Origin of the sequence: Geodermatophilus maliterrae, assembly GCF_041018925.1 — a bacterium.
Lineage (GTDB): Bacteria > Actinomycetota > Actinomycetes > Mycobacteriales > Geodermatophilaceae > Geodermatophilus > Geodermatophilus maliterrae.
This window is the reverse complement of sequence record NZ_JBFNXQ010000015.1, coordinates 24,166-43,449: the sequence shown is the minus strand read 5'-3', so window position 1 is coordinate 43,449 and position 19,284 is coordinate 24,166. Positions and strand designations below refer to the sequence as shown.

Annotated in this window: 15 protein-coding genes; 7 read left to right on the top strand and 8 right to left on the bottom strand. The window is 73.8% G+C overall.

Annotated features, from left to right (window positions below; translation table 11 throughout):
* Positions 1–68: 68 nt before the first annotated feature.
* Entirely contained in the window at positions 69–1,001 is a 933-nt protein-coding gene (locus ABQ292_RS07265; protein ID WP_369204749.1) for an SMP-30/gluconolactonase/LRE family protein, read from the top strand.
* Between the two features lie 7 nt (positions 1,002–1,008).
* On the opposite strand, the gene ABQ292_RS07260 is transcribed toward ABQ292_RS07265, so the two are convergent.
* The 6 genes from ABQ292_RS07260 to ABQ292_RS07235 form a co-directional block, all read right to left on the bottom strand.
* Positions 1,009–1,830 carry a DUF1028 domain-containing protein gene (locus ABQ292_RS07260; protein ID WP_369204747.1) on the bottom strand — a complete coding sequence of 274 codons (822 nt, stop codon included), beginning with the start codon at positions 1,828–1,830 and terminating at the stop codon, positions 1,009–1,011.
* Between the two features lie 19 nt (positions 1,831–1,849).
* Positions 1,850–2,518, bottom strand: coding sequence for a CoA transferase subunit B (locus tag ABQ292_RS07255; protein ID WP_369204745.1), 669 nt, complete (start codon positions 2,516–2,518; stop codon positions 1,850–1,852).
* On the bottom strand, positions 2,515–3,369 hold the full coding sequence (locus tag ABQ292_RS07250) for a CoA transferase subunit A (protein WP_369204743.1): 855 nt from the start codon (positions 3,367–3,369) through the stop codon (positions 2,515–2,517). The genes ABQ292_RS07255 and ABQ292_RS07250 overlap by 4 nt, the downstream gene beginning before the upstream one ends.
* A gap of 58 nt (positions 3,370–3,427) precedes the next feature.
* Positions 3,428–4,213, bottom strand: a complete 786-nt coding sequence (locus ABQ292_RS07245) for a TIGR03089 family protein (protein WP_369204741.1) — start codon at positions 4,211–4,213, stop codon at positions 3,428–3,430.
* Entirely contained in the window at positions 4,210–6,402 is a 2,193-nt protein-coding gene (locus ABQ292_RS07240; protein ID WP_369204739.1) for an acyltransferase family protein, read from the bottom strand. Before ABQ292_RS07240 ends, ABQ292_RS07245 begins: the two co-directional genes overlap by 4 nt.
* Positions 6,403–6,782: 380 nt before the next feature.
* Positions 6,783–8,378, bottom strand: coding sequence for an LCP family protein (locus ABQ292_RS07235; RefSeq protein WP_369204737.1), 1,596 nt, complete (start codon positions 8,376–8,378; stop codon positions 6,783–6,785).
* A gap of 181 nt (positions 8,379–8,559) precedes the next feature.
* Between ABQ292_RS07235 and rfbB the strand changes: the two genes are divergently transcribed.
* From rfbB to glfT1, 6 genes are all read left to right on the top strand, one after another.
* Positions 8,560–9,555 carry a dTDP-glucose 4,6-dehydratase gene (gene rfbB, locus ABQ292_RS07230; RefSeq protein WP_369204735.1) on the top strand — a complete coding sequence of 332 codons (996 nt, stop codon included), beginning with the start codon at positions 8,560–8,562 and terminating at the stop codon, positions 9,553–9,555.
* Complete coding sequence (gene rfbD / locus ABQ292_RS07225) at positions 9,552–10,445, top strand: dTDP-4-dehydrorhamnose reductase (protein WP_369204733.1); 894 nt, start codon at positions 9,552–9,554, stop codon at positions 10,443–10,445. The genes rfbB and rfbD overlap by 4 nt, the downstream gene beginning before the upstream one ends.
* Before the next feature lie 108 nt (positions 10,446–10,553).
* Complete coding sequence (locus ABQ292_RS07220) at positions 10,554–13,199, top strand: N-acetylmuramoyl-L-alanine amidase (RefSeq protein ID WP_369204731.1); 2,646 nt, start codon at positions 10,554–10,556, stop codon at positions 13,197–13,199.
* A gap of 94 nt (positions 13,200–13,293) precedes the next feature.
* Positions 13,294–14,127: a galactan export ABC transporter permease subunit Wzm/RfbD gene (gene wzm, locus ABQ292_RS07215; RefSeq protein ID WP_369204729.1), complete on the top strand. Its 834-nt coding sequence runs from the start codon at positions 13,294–13,296 to the stop codon at positions 14,125–14,127.
* Positions 14,124–14,891, top strand: a complete 768-nt coding sequence (wzt, locus tag ABQ292_RS07210; RefSeq protein ID WP_438940572.1) for a galactan export ABC transporter ATP-binding subunit Wzt/RfbE — start codon at positions 14,124–14,126, stop codon at positions 14,889–14,891. The genes wzm and wzt overlap by 4 nt, the downstream gene beginning before the upstream one ends.
* A complete protein-coding gene (gene glfT1 / locus ABQ292_RS07205) occupies positions 14,888–15,838 on the top strand; it encodes a galactofuranosyltransferase GlfT1 (protein ID WP_369204727.1) in 951 nt (316 codons plus the stop codon). Before wzt ends, glfT1 begins: the two co-directional genes overlap by 4 nt.
* A 130-nt stretch (positions 15,839–15,968) precedes the next feature.
* On the opposite strand, the gene ABQ292_RS07200 is transcribed toward glfT1, so the two are convergent.
* Together ABQ292_RS07200 and glf are read right to left on the bottom strand one after the other, a co-directional pair.
* Positions 15,969–17,936, bottom strand: coding sequence for a glycosyltransferase (locus ABQ292_RS07200; RefSeq protein ID WP_369204725.1), 1,968 nt, complete (start codon positions 17,934–17,936; stop codon positions 15,969–15,971).
* Between the two features lie 20 nt (positions 17,937–17,956).
* Positions 17,957–19,144, bottom strand: a complete 1,188-nt coding sequence (gene glf / locus ABQ292_RS07195; protein WP_369204723.1) for a UDP-galactopyranose mutase — start codon at positions 19,142–19,144, stop codon at positions 17,957–17,959.
* Positions 19,145–19,284 lie beyond the last annotated feature (140 nt).

Below are 19,284 nucleotides of genomic sequence, written 5' to 3'. Positions count from 1 at the left end.
CTCCGGTGGTGGGCGCCCACCTGGTCGTGCACAGTCGGATCACAGGCGACCGATCCGAGGAGGCACCCGTGCGACGCACGATGACGTCACTGCTGGCAGCGGGCACTCTCGCGGGGGCGGCGGTCGCACTCCCCGCGACGGCGGCCGGAGCAGCCCCGGCCGACCGGTTCCCCGAGGTCATCGCGCTGCCGGACGGCTTCAGCCCCGAGGGCATCTCCACCGGCCGGGGCACCAGCTTCTACGTCGGCTCCCGGACCGACGGCTCGATCTACCGCGGCGACCTGCGCACCGGCGCCGGCGCCCTGCTGGTCGAGGGCACCCCGGGCGGCGCGGCCATCGGCACCGAGGTCGACCGCCAGGGCCGGCTGTGGGTGGCCGGCGGTGGCACCGGCACGGGCACCGTCCACGACACGCGCACCGGCGAGGTGCTCGCCTCGTACGCCCTCACCGCCCCGGGGGCGACCTTCGTCAACGACGTCGTCGTCACCCGGGACGCCGCGTACTTCACCGACTCGGTGAACCCGGTCCTGTACGTGGTGCCCCTCGGTCCCGGCGGGCGGCCGGCCGGGCCGGCGACGACCCTGCCGCTGACCGGTGACCTGCGGTACGGGGCGGGCTTCAACGCCAACGGCATCGAGGCCTCGCCCGACGGCGGGACCCTGCTGGTCGTGCAGTCCAACACCGGCCTGCTGTTCCGGGTGGCCGCCGACACCGGGGTCACCACCCAGGTCGACCTCGGGGGCGCCTCCCTCACCAACGGCGACGGCCTGCTCCGCGAGGGCCGCACCCTCTACGTGGTGCGCAACGCGCTCCAGCAGATCGCCGTCCTCGAGCTGGCGCCCGGCTACGCGTCGGCGACGCTGGTCGACACGCTGACCGACCCGGACCTCCAGACGCCGACGACGGTCGCGCCCTTCGGCTCGGCGCTGTACGCGGTGAACGCGCGCTTCGACGCCCCGCAGACGCCGGAGACCGAGTACACCGTCGTCCGGGTGGGCTGACCGGGTCTCAGCCCAGCAGGCGGGAGACCGCCGACAGCCGCGCGTCCCCGGCCATCGAGGCCAGCCACGCCGACCAGCCGGGCCGGGCGCGGACGGCCTCCAGCGCCTCCCGCGCGGCCGCCCGGTCGCCGCGGCGGGAGGCGGCCAGGGCGGCGTAGAGGTCGCGGGCGCCCTCCGGGGCGAACAGCGCGAGGGTCTCGTAGTCGCGCTCGTCGTAGGCGCGCTGCAGGTTGCGCAGCATCCGCAGCTGGGCGACCGGATCGCCGGAGTCGTCGACGCGCAGGTCCATCCGCACCCCGTCGTCCTCCTCGGACGCCGGCTCGCCGCTGACCACGAGCAGCGCGGCGGACTGGCGCCCCCGCAGGTCCCCGCCGGCGTCCTGGCCCGCGCTGAGCGCGGCCAGGAGCCGGTCGGCCAGCGGGCCGCGCGCGGCCTCGTGGGCCTCCGCCATCGCCGGCAGGACCCCGGGGGAGGCGAGCATGTTGCCCTGCACGCTCCAGCCCTCGCCGACCAGGTGGCCGCTGACCGGGAACGAGCCCGGCCCGGTGTCGGCGGCCACCGCGCCGTCGGCACCGAGGACGGCGATCTGCCGGTCGACGTCCTCGGCCGCGTGCGCGGCCCGGCGCACCAGGACCGCCGGCGCGGTCCCCTCGGCCAGGCCGCCCAGCAGCACGTGCCCGAGGCCGCGCGGGCTGCGGGCCTGCACCGCGACCACGCCCACCCCGGGCCGGGCGCTGGGCACGGCGCGGCCGACCGCGAGGATGCACGAGGAGACCGCGATGCCCATCTCCCCGGTGCCGGGGTCGCGGGCGACGACCGAGAACGTCACCAGGCGGGGTGTGCTGCGCTCAGACGGTGGCCGGCAGCGCCATGGTCGGGACGTCGCCGGGCACGGCCAGCGGGGCGCCGGTCGCGGCGACCACCTCGTCGACCGAGACGCCCGGCGCCACCTCGCGCAGCGCGAAGCCCTCGGCGGTGACGTCGACGACGGCGAGGTCGGTGACGATCCGGTCCACGCAGGCCTTGCCGGTGAGCGGCAGCGAGCACTCGTCGACCAACTTCGGTGACCCGTCGCGGGCCACGTGCTCCATCATGATCACCACGCGCTTGGCGCCGTGGACGAGGTCCATCGCCCCGCCCATGCCGTTGACCATCTTCCCGGGGATCAGCCAGTTGGCGAGGTCGCCGCGGGGGTTGACCTGCATCGCGCCGAGGATGGCCAGGTCCAGGTGCTTGCCGCGGATCATCCCGAAGCTCAGCGCCGAGTCGAAGAAGCTGGCGCCGGGCAGGATCGTGACGGTCTCCTTGCCGGCGTTGATCAGGTCGGGGTCCTCCTCGCCCTCGTAGGGGTAGGGGCCCACGCCGAGGATGCCGTTCTCCGAGTGCAGGACGACGTGGACGCCGTCGGGCACGAAGTTGGGCACCAGCGTCGGCATCCCGATGCCGAGGTTGACGTAGGCGCCGTCCTCCAGCTCGAGGGCCACCCGGGCGGCGAGCTGGTCGCGGGTCAGGGTCATCGGGCCGGCTCCTCGGTGCTGGACTCCCCGGTGCTGGACTCCCCGGTGCTGGAATCCTCGGTGGTGGCCTCCTCGCCGGCGGCCGCGAGCGGCGCGGCCGACGAGCGCGGGCGGGTGGTGCGCTTCTCGATCTTCTTGCCCTCGGGGCCGACGACGACCACGCGGTCGACGAACACCCCGGGCAGGTGCACGTCCTCCGGCGTGATCTCGCCGGGCTCGACGAGCCGCTCGACCTCGGCGATGGTGACCCGCCCGGCCATGCCGGCCAGCGGGTTGAAGTTGCGCGCCGACTCGTGGAAGACCAGGTTGCCGTGCCGGTCGCCGACCGCGGCGCGGACCAGGGCGAAGTCGGCGGTCAGCGCCGTCTCCAGCACGTACTCCTGGCCGTCGAAGACGCGGGTCTCCTTGGGCGCGCTGGTCTCCACGACGTTGCCCTCGGCGTCGTAGCGCACCGGGATGCCGCCGTCGGCGACCATCGTGCCCACGCCGGTGGGCGTGTAGAAGGCCGGGATGCCGCAGCCGCCGGCGCGCAGCCGCTCGGCCAGCGTGCCCTGCGGGGTCAGCTCGACCTCCAGCTCACCGGAGAGGTAGAGCCGGGCCAGCTCCTTGTTGCCGCCGACGAAGGAGCTGATCGTGCGGCGGATCCGCCCGGCGTAGAGCAGCACCCCCAGCGCCTGGTCGTCGACGCCGCAGTTGTTCGACACCGTCGTCAGCCTGCTGGTGCCCTGCTCGAGCAGCGCGTCGATCAGCGCGACCGGCACCCCGCACAACCCGAACCCGCCGACGGCCAGCGTGGCGCCGTCCCCGACGTCGGCCACCGCCTCCCGTGCGCTCGCGACGACCTTGTCCATCAGCTGACCACCGTCCGTCCCTGAGGCGGCGCGGCCGGGCCCTCGGGCGACAGAGCCCTCAAGCGGGACGGCCGAGCTCGCGGAAGCCCTCGATCCGGAGGCCGAGCGTAGCGGTGACCCGCTCGGTGGCCGCCCGGCTCCCCAGCGCGGCCGGGTCGGCGTTCCGGCACAGCACCAGCGAGGCGCCGGCCGCCAGGGGCGCGAGCAGCCAGGCCACCGGCCCGGCCTCGGCCGCCGTCCGCTCGTCGACGAGCAGCCGGTCGCCGGCGGCGATGCCCAGCCGCGCGGCCAGCTCGCCGGCCGAGGCGGCCAGCCCGCCGAGGGTGAGCTCCAGCCCACCGGCGAGCAGGCCGGTCGCGGCCGGGTCCGGCGGCACGTACGGGGTGAAGAGGTCGCCGTGCGCGCGGACCTCGAGGGCGAAGTCGCGGGCCGGGCCGGCGTAGCCGGTCATCCCGAGGCCCAGCGGGTGCAGTGACAGGCCCATCAGCTCGGGCAGGTCCTGCTCCTCGAGCGGGGCGAGGCGGTCCTGCGCGGCGAGGACGACGTCGGCGGCGTCCAGCCGGCCGTCGTCCTCGGCCGCGGTGTCGAGGACGGCGGCCCCGCAGCTCCACACCCCGAGCAGCACCGCGGCGGTCTGCCAGTGCACCGGCAGCGCGACGGCGACGGTGCTGCCGGGACCGACGTCGAACTCGTCCTGCAGCAGGTTGGCCGTCTTGGCCACCCAGTTGGCCAGCGTCGTGCCCGAGAGCTCGACCCGCTCGCCGGTCGCGTCGTCGTAGGAGGTGACCAGGGGGGCGGAGGCGTCGCGCTGCAACGCCCGGGCCAGCAGGTCGGCAGGGGTCACCCGCGCATTCTGTCCAGCGCCGCGCCGAGGGGCTCGGCCAGGGTGGCGGAGAAGGTCCGGGACATGTGGTTGCTGTCCCAGTACACGACCACGCCACCGACGACGGTGTGGCAGCGCGAGGCGTCGCAGAAGGAGTCGGTCAGGTCGATGACCTGCACGCCCGGCATGCCGGCCACGCCCTCGGCGACCGAGTCGGGGGTGAGGCGGTGCGCGCGGGGCCCGGAGCACGGGTCGTCGTCCTGCGCGGCGGTGGCGATGCAGTCCGGCGAGTCGATCGCGTGGTCGGCGAGCACCCCGTCCGGGGTGACCCCGTTGGTCGACGGCACCGCGCGGATCACGTAGACCTCCTTGCCGGCGTCGACCAGGGGCTGCAGCGCCGCCCGGACGACCGACGGCGACCAGCGGATCCGCAGCTGCCCGTCCTCGTCGACGAACTTGAAGGCGTCGGTTCGGTGGGTGGTGAAGACCCGGGTCACCTCGGGGTCGGCGGCGACCTCCGCGATCACCGCCGCGCTCCAGTCCCGGCAGATCACCGGCTGTCCGGCCGGCATGCCCGGGCCGGTGAACCGGTCGCTCGCCAGGGCCGGGCAGCCGGCGTGCAGGTGGGCCTCGACGGACCACCCACGCTCGTGGGCCGTGCCCGAGACGGCCTCCCACCAGGACGCTGCGTGGGAGTCGCCGATCAGCACCACCTTCTCGGTGGAGCCCGGGTGGGGCAGCGGACAGGCCCGCACCTCGGTGGACATCTCGGGCAGGAGGCAGCGCATGCCCTCGGAGCGGTCGCTCTCGGCGAAGGCCGGGCTGACGGTCTCGGTCACCCGGTTCGGGCCGGCGCAGTCGTTGGCCGGGTCCATGGCTGCGGCGCCGAAGCACGGCGTCCCGACCATCCCGGTCGCCGCCGCACTGGCGCGCGCCACCTGGACGTCGACGTGGTGGGTGCCGCTCGCGGCCACGGCGACGACGACGCCGGTGGCGAGGACGGTGGCGAGGTAGGTGACCCGGGTACGGCGCCGCGTCAGGAGGGCACTGGTGCGCACCGGGTCCTCGACGAGGACCTTGGTCAGCCAGGCGGCGGCCACCGTGGCGACGACGATGCCGACCTTCGACACGGTGCCGAGCGGGTGCCCGAGCACGAACGGCAGCAGCACGACCAGCGGCCAGTGCCACAGGTAGGCGGAGTAGGAGACGTCGCCGAGGAAGCGGACCGGGCCGAACTCGGCGAGGCGGGTCGGGCTCCAGTCGCCGCGGGGGGAGCCGGCCCAGATCACCGCGACGGTGCCCAGCACCGGCAGGAGCGCGGCGGTGCCCGGGAAGGGGGTGTCGTGCGAGAAGCCGAACGCCGCCCAGGCGATGGCGCCGAAGCCGGCCCAGGACACCACGCGGCGCAGCCCGTCGCGGCCGGTGGTGGTGGCCAGCAGGGCCAGGAGCGCGCCCGCACCGAACTCCCAGGCACGGGCCGGGGTGGCGAAGTAGGCGGTGGACACCGAGGAGGTGGTGGCCCACAGCGAGTAGCCGAACGAGGCGACCGTGACCGTGCCCAGGACGGCGGCGAGCACGCCCCGGCGCCCGCGGGGGAGCCGGGCGGCCAGCCATGCGGCCGCGAGCACCAGCAGCGGCCAGGCGAGGTAGAACTGCTCCTCCGTCGACAGCGACCAGTAGTGCTGTGCGGGGGACGGGACGTTGGCCGCGGCCAGGTAGTCCACGGCGTCGCCCGCCAGGATCCAGTTCTCGACGTAGAGCGCGGAGCCGCCGATCTCGCGGAGGAACTGCGTCCACAGCGTCGTCGGCACGAACAGGAGGGTCGCGACCGCGCTGGTCAGCAGGACCAGGAGCGCGGCCGGCAGCAGGCGGCGGGCGCGGCGGGCCCAGAACTGCGCGAGCCGGATCCGGCCGGTGCGCTCGACCTCCCGGAGCAGGTGGCCGGTGATGAGGAAGCCCGAGACGACGAAGAAGACGTCGACGCCGACGTAGCCACCCGGCACCCGCAGCGGGGTGACGTGGTAGATCACCACGAGGGCCATGGCGAGTGCGCGCAGCCCCTGGATCTCCGCGCGGATGCCGCGCTCGGCCGTCGCCGCCCGCGGAGCCGGTCGTGGCTCCCGCGGCCGAGGGGCAGGGGGTGTCGGGAACGTGCGGACCGCGGTGTCACCGCTCGCACGCACCGCGGCCCGCTCCAACGTCGCGGTCATGATCTCCCCGTCTCGCCGACCGGGCCGTGGCAGGGCCCGGGTCCGGCGCGGCCTCGGTACGGCCGCGCTCGTCTACAGGCCAATTTTGTAACGGTCTGGTGACTATTGGTCATGGCAAGACCTGACGACCGTGACGGAGCGGTCTGTTCCCGGCCCCTCGAGTCCCACCTGTCACGAGGCGCTGGTGGCGGTTGGTGGTCCCGCCGGTGATCCGGTGCGACGTCGGCCGTCTCGGGTGTCGGCCGGTCCGGGCTGTGGTGGCGCGGGACGCGCAGGAGCGCGGTGGCCGGCCACGCCGACCCGGCCCCCGGCCTCGCGGCGGGGACGGAACGGGAACGGGCCCCTCTCCTGGTGGAGAGGGGCCCGCGCCGGCTACCGGGTCAGTTGATGCAGGAGGTGTCGGCCGCCGTCCGCGGGGTCTCGGCCGCCGGGCTGGCCGGGGCCGGGGCCTGCGGGGTGGTCTGCTGGCCGACGCCGTTGAAGTCCTCGCCGAGCACCAGCTGCACGGTGCCGGAGCTCGCGTCGCCGCTCTCCTCGGTGGTCGCGCCGGGGATGGCGGCGGCCAGCGTCGCGGCCAGGGCCTCGTCGCCGGGGGCGTGGCGGACCACCGTCCGCGCATAGTCGCTGCTGTCGGCGTTGCCGGTGCTGGTCACGGTGAAGCCGGCGTCCTCGAGCGACGTGGCGGCCTCGGCGGCCAGACCGGAGATGCCCGAGCCGTTGTAGACCTCGACCGACACGTCCGACGGCGCCACCGTGGCGGGCGCCTCCGGCGTGGCCGGGGGGGCCTCCTCGGGCTCGGCGGACAGCTCGGCGAAGAAGGCGTGGAGGGTGTCCTCGTCCTCGAGCCGGAGGATGGAGCGGCCGTCGTCGTCGCGGTCGTCCCCGACGATCGGCACGGTCTGGAACTCGATGCTGCCGGCGGTCACCGACTGCATCTGCTGGGCCAGGTCGAGCAGCACGAGGTCCTGGTCGATGGTCAGGGACTGCGAGGCCGCCTCGACCAGCTGGCGCTGCTTGCCGAGGTCGAGCAGCACGTCCTCGGAGAGGATCTTGCGCAGCACGCCGGCGATGAACACCTGCTGGCGCACGATGCGGTCGAGGTCGCCGCGGGGGAGCCCGTGCCGCTGCCGCACGAACTCGAGCGCCTCGGCGCCCTCGATGGTCTGGACACCGGCGTCGAAGACCGCGCCGGAGAACTCGGAGTCGTCCACGGGCTCGCACAGGTTGACCTGCACACCGCCGACGACGCTGCTGAGCTCGAAGAAGCCGAGCAGGTCCACCTCGGCGTAGTGGTCGATCTGCAGGCCGGTCAGCAGGCTGATCGTCCGGACCAGCAGCTGCGCCCCGCCGGCCTGGCGCTCGGTCTCCGGCGCGGAGTCGTCGACCTCGCCGTAGCCGTAGGCGTAGGCGGCGTTGAGCTTGTCCATGCCGTGGCCGGGGATCTCCACGTAGGAGTCGCGCGGGAAGGAGACGAACGAGGCGCGCGACCCGTCGGCCGGGATGTGCACCAGGATCATCGTGTCGGTGTTGATCCCGGAGTCCTCGCCGGCGGTGAGCTCGGCGAGCTGCTCGGGAGTGAGCTGGGCGCGGCTGTCGTTGCCGACCAGCAGCAGGTTCACCGCCTCGGGGGCGTCCCCGGCGTCGGAGTTGCCGGCCGTCGGGATGGCGTTGGTGCGGTTGACCGTCGCCTCGGCGACCCGCCCGAGGTACCAGCCCCAGCCGCTGGCGCCCAGCAGCACCACCGACAGGACGGCGGCCACGGCGCGGGCGACGGCGGCGGCGGCCCGGCGGGGGCGGCCCCGGTCCCGGGCGTCGTGCTCGCGGTCGGCGGGCTCCCGGGGTGGGCGGTGCCCGGCCCCGTCGGCTGCGGCGTCCTGCGCACGGGTGGCACGGGGGGCGCGGCCGGCACGCGGGTCGAGCCGGGCCGGGAGCGGCCGGCCCGAGGCTCCGCCGTGCTCGTTGCGGTCTCGGCTCACGGGACCGAGGTTAGGGGCGAGCGGCTCGCCCGTGGCGCCCGCGACACGGCGGAACGCTCCGTCTCGCCGCCGTGGGCGCCCGTCTGGCACCGGCTGCCCGTCCAGGCGCGCCCGACCCCACCGGACACAGACGTCACACGCGGGACGTGCCCGGCCCGCGGGCGGACGGCAGGATGCGGCCATGCGCGTGCTCGTGACCGGGGGAGCCGGCTTCATCGGCTCCCACTACGTCCGGACGATGCTCACCGGGGGCTATCCCGGCTACGAGGACGCCGAGGTGACCGTCTTCGACAAGCTCACCTACGCCGGCAACCCCGCCAACCTCGCGCCCGTGGCCGACAGCCCGCGCTACCGCTTCGTCCGCGGCGACATCTGCAGCGCGGCCGACCTCGACGCCGCCCTGCCCGGTCACGACGTCGTCGTCAACTTCGCCGCCGAGTCCCACGTCGACCGCTCGATCACCGGCGCCGCGGCCTTCGTCCTCACCAACGTGCTCGGCGCCCAGCAGGTGTTCGAGGCCGCCGTGCGGCACGGCGTGCGCCGGGTGCTGCACGTGTCCACCGACGAGGTCTACGGCTCGATCGCCGAGGGTTCCTGGACCGAGGACACCCTGCTCGAGCCGAACTCGCCCTACTCGGCGGCCAAGGCCGGCGGTGACCTCCTCGCCCGCGCCTACGCGCAGACCTACGGCCTCGACGTCTCGGTGACCCGGTGCAGCAACAACTACGGGCCCTACCACTTCCCCGAGAAGGTCATCCCGCTGTTCGTCACCAACCTGCTCGACGGGCTCCCCGTCCCGCTCTACGGCGAGGGGGCCAACGTCCGCGACTGGCTCTACGTCGACGACCACTGCCGCGGCATCCAGCTGGTGCTCGAGCACGGGCGGGCCGGCGAGTTCTACAACATCGGCGGCGGCCGGGAGCTGTCCAACCGGGAGCTCACCGAGAAGCTGCTGGAGGCCACCGGGCGCGACTGGAGCCTCGTCGAGCCGATCGTCGACCCGCGCGGCGGCGGACACGACCTGCGCTACTCGGTCGACTACTCCAAGACCGCGGCGCTCGGCTACGCGCCCCGGATGCCCTTCGAGGAGGGGCTGGCGCTCACCGTGCAGTGGTACCGCGACAACCGCGCCTGGTGGGAACCGCTCAAGGCCGCCGCGGCCACGGCCCGGTCGTGAGCGTCCCCACCGCCTGGCTGGTCACCGGCGCGCACGGCCAGCTGGGCCGGGAGCTCGCGGCGCTGCTGGCCGGCCGGCAGGACGACGAGCTCACCGCGCTGGCCCGCGACCGGCTCGACCTCGCCGACGAGGCCGGGGTGCGCAGCGTCGTCCGCGACTGGCTGGCCGGCGCGCGGGCGGCCGGGCGCCGCGCGGTCGTGGTCAACGCCGCCGCCTACACCGCCGTCGACGCCGCGGAGACCGACGAGGACACCGCCACCGTCGTCAACGGGCACGCCCCCGGCTGGCTGGCGCAGGAGCTGGCCGGCGCCGGGCGGCTGGTGCACGTCTCCACCGACTACGTCTTCGACGGCGCCGCCACCGAGCCCTACCCGGTCGACGCCCCGCTCGCCCCGCGTTCGGCGTACGGGCGCAGCAAGGCGGCCGGCGAGCGCGCGGTCGCCGCGGCCGGCGGGGACGTCACCGTCGTCCGCACCGCCTGGGTGTACGGCCGGTACGGGGCCAACTTCGTGCGCACCATGGCCGGCCGCGCCGCGGCCGGCGCCCCGGTGTCGGTCGTCGAGGACCAGGTCGGCTCGCCCACGTGGGCGGCCGACCTGGCCGCCGGGCTGGTCACGGTGGGGGAGCGGACCGACCCGGTGCCTCCGCTGCTGCACCGGACCGACGCCGGAGCGGTGAGCTGGTTCGGGGTGGCGCGCGCGGTCTACGAGGAGCTCGGGGCCGACCCGGCGCTGGTGTCCCCGACGACGACCGAGCACTTCCCCCGCCCGGCGCCGCGGCCGGCGTACTCCGTCCTCGACAGCAGCGCCTGGCTGGCCGCCGGGCTCCCGGCTCCCCGGCCCTGGCGCGACGCCCTGTCCCTCGCCCTGCGGGACCTGCCCACGGGCTGAACGGACCGAGCGCGTTTCGGCTGAACACCGCGGCCGGCCCTGACGATGCCTGAGGGGTCAGCCGCCTCGCGGCTGCTCGCCCGTTCCGCCCGGCCTGGAGGGACCCTGGTGCGCCGCCTGCTCGCCGGCTCCGTCGCGTTCGTCGCGATGACGGGGCTCCTGCTCGTGCTGCCCGTCCACGCCGACACCGGCCCGGAGGCCGTCCCGGTCGAGACGTCGGCGGAGGAGCTCGCGATGGGCTCGGTCACCGCGCCGGCCCCCGGCGCCGACGTGCGGGAGGGCGCCACCGACCCGGTCAGCGGGGTGACGGCCACCACGCCCGTGCTCACCCTGCAGGAGACCGGCGTCGAGGAGTTCTCCCTGGTCGGCGTCACCTGGCGGCACGACCCCGCGGTCACCGACACCCTCGTGCAGGTCCGCGTGCAGGACCAGGACGGCTCGTGGGGCGCGTGGACCGAGGTGGGCCGCGAGGACGCCGAGCCCGGCGCCCGGTCGCCCGCCTCGGACGAGGTCCGCCAGGGCACCGCGCCGCTGTGGACCGGCCCCAGCACCGGTGTCGAGGTCGGGCTGGTCACCCGCTCCGGCGCGCAGCCGACCGACGTGCAGCTCGACCTGGTCGACCCGGGCGAGAGCGACGCCGACGACTCCCTCGGCACCCCCGACATCCAGGACACCGCGGACGCGGCCATGGCCATGCCGGACGTCTACTCCCGTGCCCAGTGGGGCGCCGACGAGCGGCTGCGCACCTGGCGGCCGCAGTACGCCGCCACCCTCAAGGCCGCGACGCTGCACCACACGGCCGACTCGAACGCCTACTCCGCCGACCAGGTGCCGGGCATCATGCGCTCGATCTACCGCTACCACGCGGTGAGCCTGGGCTGGGGCGACATCGGGTACAACGTCGTCGTCGACAAGTACGGACGGCTGTGGGAGGGCCGTTCCGGCGGTCTGGCCAGCACGGTCATGGGCGCACACGCCGGCGGCTTCAACACCTCGACCTTCGGGGTGTCGATGCTGGGGAACTACGACGTCGCGGCGACCACGGACGCGATGGTCCAGTCGGTGGCGGCGATCATCGCGTGGAAGTTCGATCTCTACGGCATCGACCCGCGGGGGACGACGACGCTGACCTCGAGCGGCGGGGGCACGTCCCGCTACGCCTCGGGCGCGCGCGTCACCCTCCCCACGGTCTTCGGCCACCGCGACGTCGGCTCCACCGCCTGTCCCGGGCGCTACGGCTACGCCCGGCTCGGCGAGATCCGCGACCGGGCCGGCCGGATGCTGGCCGCGGCCGCCTCCCCGGTCACCGAGCGGTACGACGCCGACCCGTTCGCGCGCAGTCAGCTCGGCCCGCCCACCACCGCGGAGTTCCCGACGGGCGGGGGCGACGGCAGGTTCCGCTTCTACGTCAACGGCGGCATGTACTGGTCGCCCGCCACGGGCGTCCACTTCGTCCTCGGCGACCTGTACACGCGGTGGGCGGCCCTCGGGTGGGAGCGCAGTCCCCTCGGGTTCCCCACCTCCGACACCGCCCCGACCGGCGGCGGCGACGGCCGGTACAACCTCTTCCAGCGCGGCGCCCTCTACACCTCCCCGTCCTCGGGCACCCACTACGTGCTCGGGGCCATCCACCAGCGGTGGGTCCAGCTGGGGTGGGAGCACGGCTTCCTCGGCTACCCGACGGGCGACACCCTGCCGACCCGGAACGGCGACGCCCGCTGGAGCGCGTTCCAGGGAGGCGCGGTCTACGAGACGCCGCGCAACGGGGTCCGGGTCCTGAGCGGGCGGATCCACGCGGCCTGGGCCGCCTCCGGGTGGGAGCACGGACCGCTGGGCTACCCGGTGACCGACGCCCTCCCGACCAGCGGGCGGGACGCGACGTACCAGCTGTTCGAGCGCGGCGCGGTGTACGCGTCCCGCGCCGGCGTCCACCACCTCACCGGTGACCTCCACCGGCGCTGGGCCCAGCTCGGGTACGAGCACGGGTCGCTGGGCTACCCGACCTCCGACGACCGGCCGGCCGCCGGTGGGACCGGCCGCACGGCCACGTTCGAGGGCGGAGCCCTGTACGCCGGTCCCACCACCGGCGTGCACGCCGTCCAGGGACCCATCGGGGCCGCCTACGACGCGACCGGTGGGGACGCCGGTCCGCTGGGGCTGCCCACCTCCGACGCCGTGCCGACGGGCGGCCGCGACGCGACGTACCAGCTGTTCGAGCACGGCGCCGTCTACGCGTCCCGTACCGGCGTCCACGTCATGGTCGGTGACGTGCACCGCCGGTGGGTGGAGCTCGGCTGGGAGCACGGCCCCCTCGGCTACCCCACCGCCGACCCGCGCCCCCTGGCCGGCACCACCGGCCTCGCCGCCCAGGTGCAGACCTTCGAGGGCGGCACCGTGGTCCGGACGACGGCGGGCACCCACGTGCTGCGCCGGACCGCGGCGCTGTGGGGGTCGCTCGGCGCCGAGGGCGGGACGCTGGGGGTGCCGACCGGCGACGAGCTGCCCACCCGGGACGGCGACGGGCGGTACGCCCTCTTCGCCGGCGGCGCGGTCTACTGGTCGCCGGCGACCGGCACCCACGAGCTCGTCGGCCCTGTGCACCAGCGGTGGGTGGAGCTCGGCTGGGAGCACGGCCGGCTCGGCTACCCCGTCACGGGCTCGGTGCCGACGGCCACCGGCTGGCGCACCGACTTCCAGGGTGGGTCGATCGGCTACGACACGACGACCCGGCAGACGACGGTCACCTACCGCTGACACACCGGACACGCCGGTCCCACCCGCCCCGGGGGCACCGGCGGGCCGATCGGCACCACGGCCGGCGTCGGCGCCCCGGGTAGCGTGGACCAGCGTGGCACTCGCACAACCGGCCGGACGCACCCTCCCCGCGGCCGTCGCCGACCTGCGGCGCGGCTGGGAGCAGCGGTCGCTCTGGGGACACCTGGGGTGGCAGGACATCCGCCAGCGCTACCGGCGCTCGGTCCTCGGCCCGGTCTGGATCACCATCAGCATGGCGGTCACCGCGATCGCCCTGGGCGTCCTCTACTCGGGACTGTTCGACATCGAGCTGGAACGGCTCCTGCCGCACGTCCTCGTCGGCTTCATCGTCTGGGCGTTCATCAGCGGCTGCATCGCCGAGGGCTCCGAGGTGTTCATCGCCAACGAGGGACTGATCAAGCACCTGCCCTCACCGCTGTCGGTGCACGTGTACCGCCTGGTGTGGCGGCAGACGCTGTTCTTCGCCCACAACATGATCGTCTACCTGGTCATGCTGCTGGTCTACCCGCAGCCGCTCAAGTGGACGGCGGTGTACGCCCTCGCCGCGTTCGTCGTCCTGGCGGTCAACGGGGTGTGGGTCGCCCTGGCGGTCGGCATCATCACCACCCGCTTCCGCGACATCCTGCCGATCACGCAGAGCGTCGTGCAGCTGATGTTCTTCCTGACGCCGATCGTCTGGGTCTACGACGAGCTGGTCAACAGCCCCAACCCGGAGATCGCCGAGCGTGCCCGGCTGGCGGAGTTCAACCCCTTCCTGCACTTCGTCGAGATCATCCGCCGTCCACTGCTGGGCCAGGACCAGGTGTGGCGGCACTGGGTCGTCGTCCTCTCCATCACCGTGGTCGGGTGGTTGCTGACGCTCGTCGTCCTGCGCCGCTACCGGTCCCGAGTCTCCTACTGGGTGTGAGCGTGTCCGAGAGCAGCGGTCTGGTCAGCATCACGACCAAGGACGCCTGCGTCGACTTCCCCATCTTCGACGCCAAGAGCCGGTCGCTGAAGAAGACCGTCATGGGTCTGGTCGGCGGCAACATCGACAGCGGACGCAAGGTGCCGATCATCGAGGCGCTGCGCGACGTCAGCCTGAACCTCGACCACGGCGCCCGCGTGGGCCTGGTCGGGCACAACGGGGCCGGCAAGTCCACGCTGCTGCGGCTGCTGTCGGGCATCTACGAGCCGACCCGCGGGGTGGCCGAGATCCGCGGACGGGTGGCCCCGGTCTTCGACCTCGGTGTGGGCATGGACCCGGAGATCTCCGGTCTCGAGAACATCATGATCCGCGGCCTGTTCCTCGGCATGACCCGCAGGCAGATGCAGGAGCGGGTCGACGACATCGCCGACTTCACCGAGCTCGGCGACTTCCTGCACATGCCGCTGCGCACCTACTCCACCGGCATGCGGGTGCGCCTGGCCCTCGGTGTCGTCACCAGCATCGACCCGGAGATCCTGCTGCTCGACGAGGGCATCGGCGCGGTCGACGCGGCCTTCCTCGAGAAGTCCAAGCAGCGGCTCGTGCAGCTGGTGGAGCGCTCGGGCCTGCTGGTCTTCGCCTCGCACTCCGACGAGTTCCTCCGCGAGCTGTGCGACACCGCCATCTGGATGGAGCACGGCCAGATCAAGCAGCAGGGCGAGCTCAGCGAGGTGCTGCGGGCCTACAAGGGCCTGCCGGCGTGACGCCGGCCCACCACCCCGACGTCGCGCCCAGCCCCGACCCGGCCGCCGGCCCGGCGAGCGCCGGGGAGCGGGTCGTCGCGGTCGTCGTCACCCGGCACCGGCGCGAGCTGCTCGCCGGGAGCCTGGCCGCCATCGCCGGCCAGACCCGTCCCGTCGACCACGTCGTCGTCGTGGACAACGGCCCCGACCGCTCGGCCGCCGACGTCGTCGCGGCCAGCGGCCTGCCGGCCACCCACCTCCCGAGCGAGCGCAACCTCGGCGGCGCCGGCGGCTTCGCCTACGGCATGCTGCACGCCCTGGCCCTGGGCGCGGACTGGGTGTGGTGCGCCGACGACGACGGCCGGCCCGCCGACGCGACCGTCCTCGCCACCCTGCTCGACGCCGCGCAGCGGCACGGCCTGGCCGAGGTCAGCCCGCTGGTCACCGACATGGCCGACCCCGAGCGGCTGGCCTTCCCCCTGCGCCGCGGGCTGCGCTGGCGCCGGTGGCGCAGCGACTTCGCCGGCCTGGACCTGCTGCCGGCCTACGCGTCGCTGTTCAACGGCGCGCTGTTCCGCGCCGAGGCGCTCGACGTCGTCGGCGTCCCGGACTACCGGCTGTTCTTCCGCGGCGACGAGACCGAGGTGCACCGCCGGATGCTGCGCGCCGGCCTGCGCTTCGGCACCTGCCCGCAGGCGGCCTACCTGCACCCCGAGGGGACGACGGAGTTCGCGCCGATCCTCGGCGGCCGGCTGTCGGCGCAGTACCCGGCCGACGAGGTCAAGCGCTACTTCACCTACCGCAACCGCGGCTACCTGATGGCCCAGCCGGGGATGCGCTGGCTGCGGCCGCTGGAGACCGTCCGCTTCGGCTGGTTCTTCCTCGTGTCGCGCCGCGACCGTGCCGGCTGGCGCGAGTGGCGCCGGCTCACCCGGGCCGGCCGGCGGGAGCGGTTCGCCCGCCCCTGACCCGCGGCCGATCCGCCCGGCGGACGACGGAGGGCCCCGACCGGAGATCCGGTCGGGGCCCTCCGTCATCCGCGGCCCCGTCCAGGGCACCGCCGCGAGCTTGCGAGGGGTGGGGAGGACGGGGTCCTTCTCACACCCGCTGGTAGCCCCACTCCTCGAAGGCCTCGGTCCAGCGGTCCATCGAGGTCAGCTCACCGGCCGCGGCCTGGTAGCGGCGCTGCAGGTCGGGGAACTCCTGGGACATCCGGCGCAGCAGCTGCGCGGACGTCGCCGCCAGCCGGCGGAACACCGCCGGGTCCCGCCGCCGGAAGGTCACCCCCCGGCCGTCGGCGGTACCGACAGTCGCGCTGTCGAGGCGGGAGAGCAGGAACCAGCGCGCGTCCTGGAAGGCCAGGTTGAGCTGGGGGGTCTGCATGTTCTCCTGCTCGACCGGCCGGGCGTTGTGCGCCAGCGCCTTGACCAGGGTGCTGCCGATCTGCCGCGGCGTCACCGGGATCCGGCGGAACCGGAGCGCCTTGGCCGTGGGCATCGACGGCAGGGGCAGGTCCGCGGACGAGGGCAGGACCTGACCGTCCGGGTGGGTCGCCCGCTTCTCCCGCGCCCGCACGACCGAGCCGGGCATGCCGTCGAAGAGGTGCTCCGGGCCGGCGAGGAAGTCCCGGTAGGCCATGTGGTGCAGCTCGACCGTGGAGTACTGCAGGTTGATGAGGAAGCGCAGGTCGTGCTTCAGCATCTCGCGGAACATCTTGCCGCCGTGCCGGTGCGGCGAGTGCAGCGCCGCCGCGATGAGCCGGTTGCGGATGTGGAAGTAGGCCTGCCAGTCGCTGGCGTCGTCCTTGTCGCCCCAGGAGAGGTGCCAGATGGCGGTGCCCGGCAGCGACACGGTCGGGAAACCCGCGGCGAAGGCCCGGAGGCCGTACTCCGCGTCGTCCCACTTGATGAAGACCGGCAGCGGCATGCCGATGGCGTCGGCGACGGTGCGGGGGATGAGGCACATCCACCAGCCGTTGTAGTCGACGTCGATGCGGCGGTGCAGGTCGGCGGACTCCCGCAGCGACTTCTTGCCGAAGTCGTGGTGGTACTCGGTGTGCGGCGCGTTGCGCCAGAAGAAGTTCTCGCGGTCGACGATCTCGCCCATGCTGTGCAGCACGGAGCGGTTCTGCAGGGCCAGCATCTGCCCGCCCACCAGCATCGGGGTCCTGGCGTAGGCGGCGAACGCGCGGGCCCGCAGGATGCTGTCGGGCTCGATCTGGATGTCGTCGTCGAGCAGCACCACGTGCGTGGCGTCGCTGCGGGTGAACGCCTCGTGCATGGTGCGGGCGAACCCGCCGCTGCCGCCGAGGTTGGGCTGCTCGACCACGTGCAGCCGGTCACCCAGCGCGGCCTTGACGTCGGCGTAGCCGGCGGCGTCCTTAACGTGCGAGTTGCCCTGGTCCGCGATCGTGACCAGCGCCAGGCGCTCGAGCACCTCGGCGTCCTCGACCAGGGCCCGGGCCGCGGCCAGGGCGTCGACGGGACGGTTGTAGGTGCAGATCCCGATCGCCAGCCGCGGCTCCTCGGCCGGCAGCCGGGGGGCGTACCAGCCGGCCTCGTGGACCGTCGTCCCGCTCTCGGCGGTGATGTCGAACCAGTACCAGCCGCCGTCGATGAACGGTGCCAGGTCCAGGTCGAACTCCAGCGTCCGCTCGTCGTCCTGGGTGGAGACGCCGGTGACGTGCATGGACTCGCCGTCGGACTTGGAGCGGTAGACGTCGATCCGGCAGGAACCGGAGACGGTGACGCGGAGGACGACCGAGGTCAGCACGCTCCACCGGCGCCAGTAGCTGGCCGGGAAGGCGTTGAAGTAGGTCGCGAAGGAGACCTCCGAGCCCGCCGCGATCACACCCGAGTAGCGCCCGTCCTGCTGGACCCGCGCGGTCGAGTTCTCCTCGTCCAGGTAGAGGCTGCGCACCTTGAGCTGGTCGGCGGGCCGGGGCATGAGGACCCGCTGGAGGAGGGTCACGGCCTTGTCGGGGGTCAGGTCCGTCGCGGCCGGCTCGCTGGCGGCCTCGGGCTTGACGGGCGCGTCCCCGACCTGGGCTTCTGCGGTCGTCGTCATGGGGGAGTCAGTCCTCGCTGTCAGTCGTCGAGGCGGCCGTCGAGCGAGCCGCCCTCGTCGAAGAAGGGGCGGATGCGGTTGTCGAACATGCTCAGCGCCGAACCGATGGCCATGTGCATGTCCAGGTACTTGTAGGTGCCCAGCCGGCCGCCGAACAGCACACGCTTGTCCGCGGCCTCCTTCTTGGCCAGCTCGCGGTAGCGCTCGAGCTTCGCCCGGTCCTCGGGCGTGTTGATCGGGTAGTACGGCTCGTCGCCGGTCTCGGCGAAGCGCGAGTACTCGCGGACGACGACGGTCTTGTCGGCCGGGTAGTCCCGCTCGGGGTGGAAGTGCCGGAACTCGTGGATCCGGGTGAAGGGCACGTCCTCGTCGGCGTAGTTCATGACCGAGGTGCCCTGGAAGTCGCCGATCGGCAGGACCTCGGTCTCGAAGTCCAGCGTGCGCCAGCCGAGCTCGCCGGCCTCGTAGTCGAAGTACTTGTCGATCGGGCCGGTGAACACCGTCGGCACGTCGGGGGGCAGCTGGTCGCGGACGTCGAAGTAGTCGGTGGACAGCCGCACCTCGATGTTCGGGTGGTCGGCCATCTTCTGCAGCCAGGCGGTGTAGCCGCCGACCGGCAGGCCCTCGTAGGTGTCGTTGAAGTACCGGTTGTCGAAGGTGTAGCGCACCGGGAGGCGGGCGATGACGGCGGCGGGCAGCTCGGTGGGGTCGGTCTGCCACTGCTTCTTGGTGTAGCCGCGGATGAAGGCCTCGTAGAGGGGGCGGCCGATCAGGGAGATCGCCTTCTCCTCGAGGTTCCGCGCCTCGGCGGTGTCGATCTCACCGGCCTGCTCGGCCACCAGCGCCCGGGCCTCCGAGGGGGAGAAGCTCTTGTCGAAGTACTGGCAGATGGTGGCCAGGTTGATCGGCAGCGAGTAGGTCTTGCCCGCGTAGATCGAGTAGACCTTGTGCTGGTACTTCGTGAAGTCGGTGAACTGGTTGACGTACTGCCAGACCCGCTCGTTGGACGTGTGGAACAGGTGGGCGCCGTACCGGTGGATCTCGATCCCGGTCTCGGGCTCCGGCTCGGAGTAGGCGTTGCCCCCGATGTGGTGACGACGGTCGAGGACGAGCACGCGCTTGTCCAGCTGGCTGGCCACCTGTTCGGCGACGGTCAGGCCGAAGAAGCCGGAGCCGACGACGACGAGGTCAGGACGGGCTGAGGTCACGCCTGGCGACGATACCGTCGCAGGACCCCGGTCTCCTGCCGTCGCGGGGGTCCCCACGGGTTCGTCGAGACGGATCCGTCCCTCACGTCACACGCGTCCCGCGGGTGCCGCCCGCCTCACGGCCCCCGGAGCGGGTCACC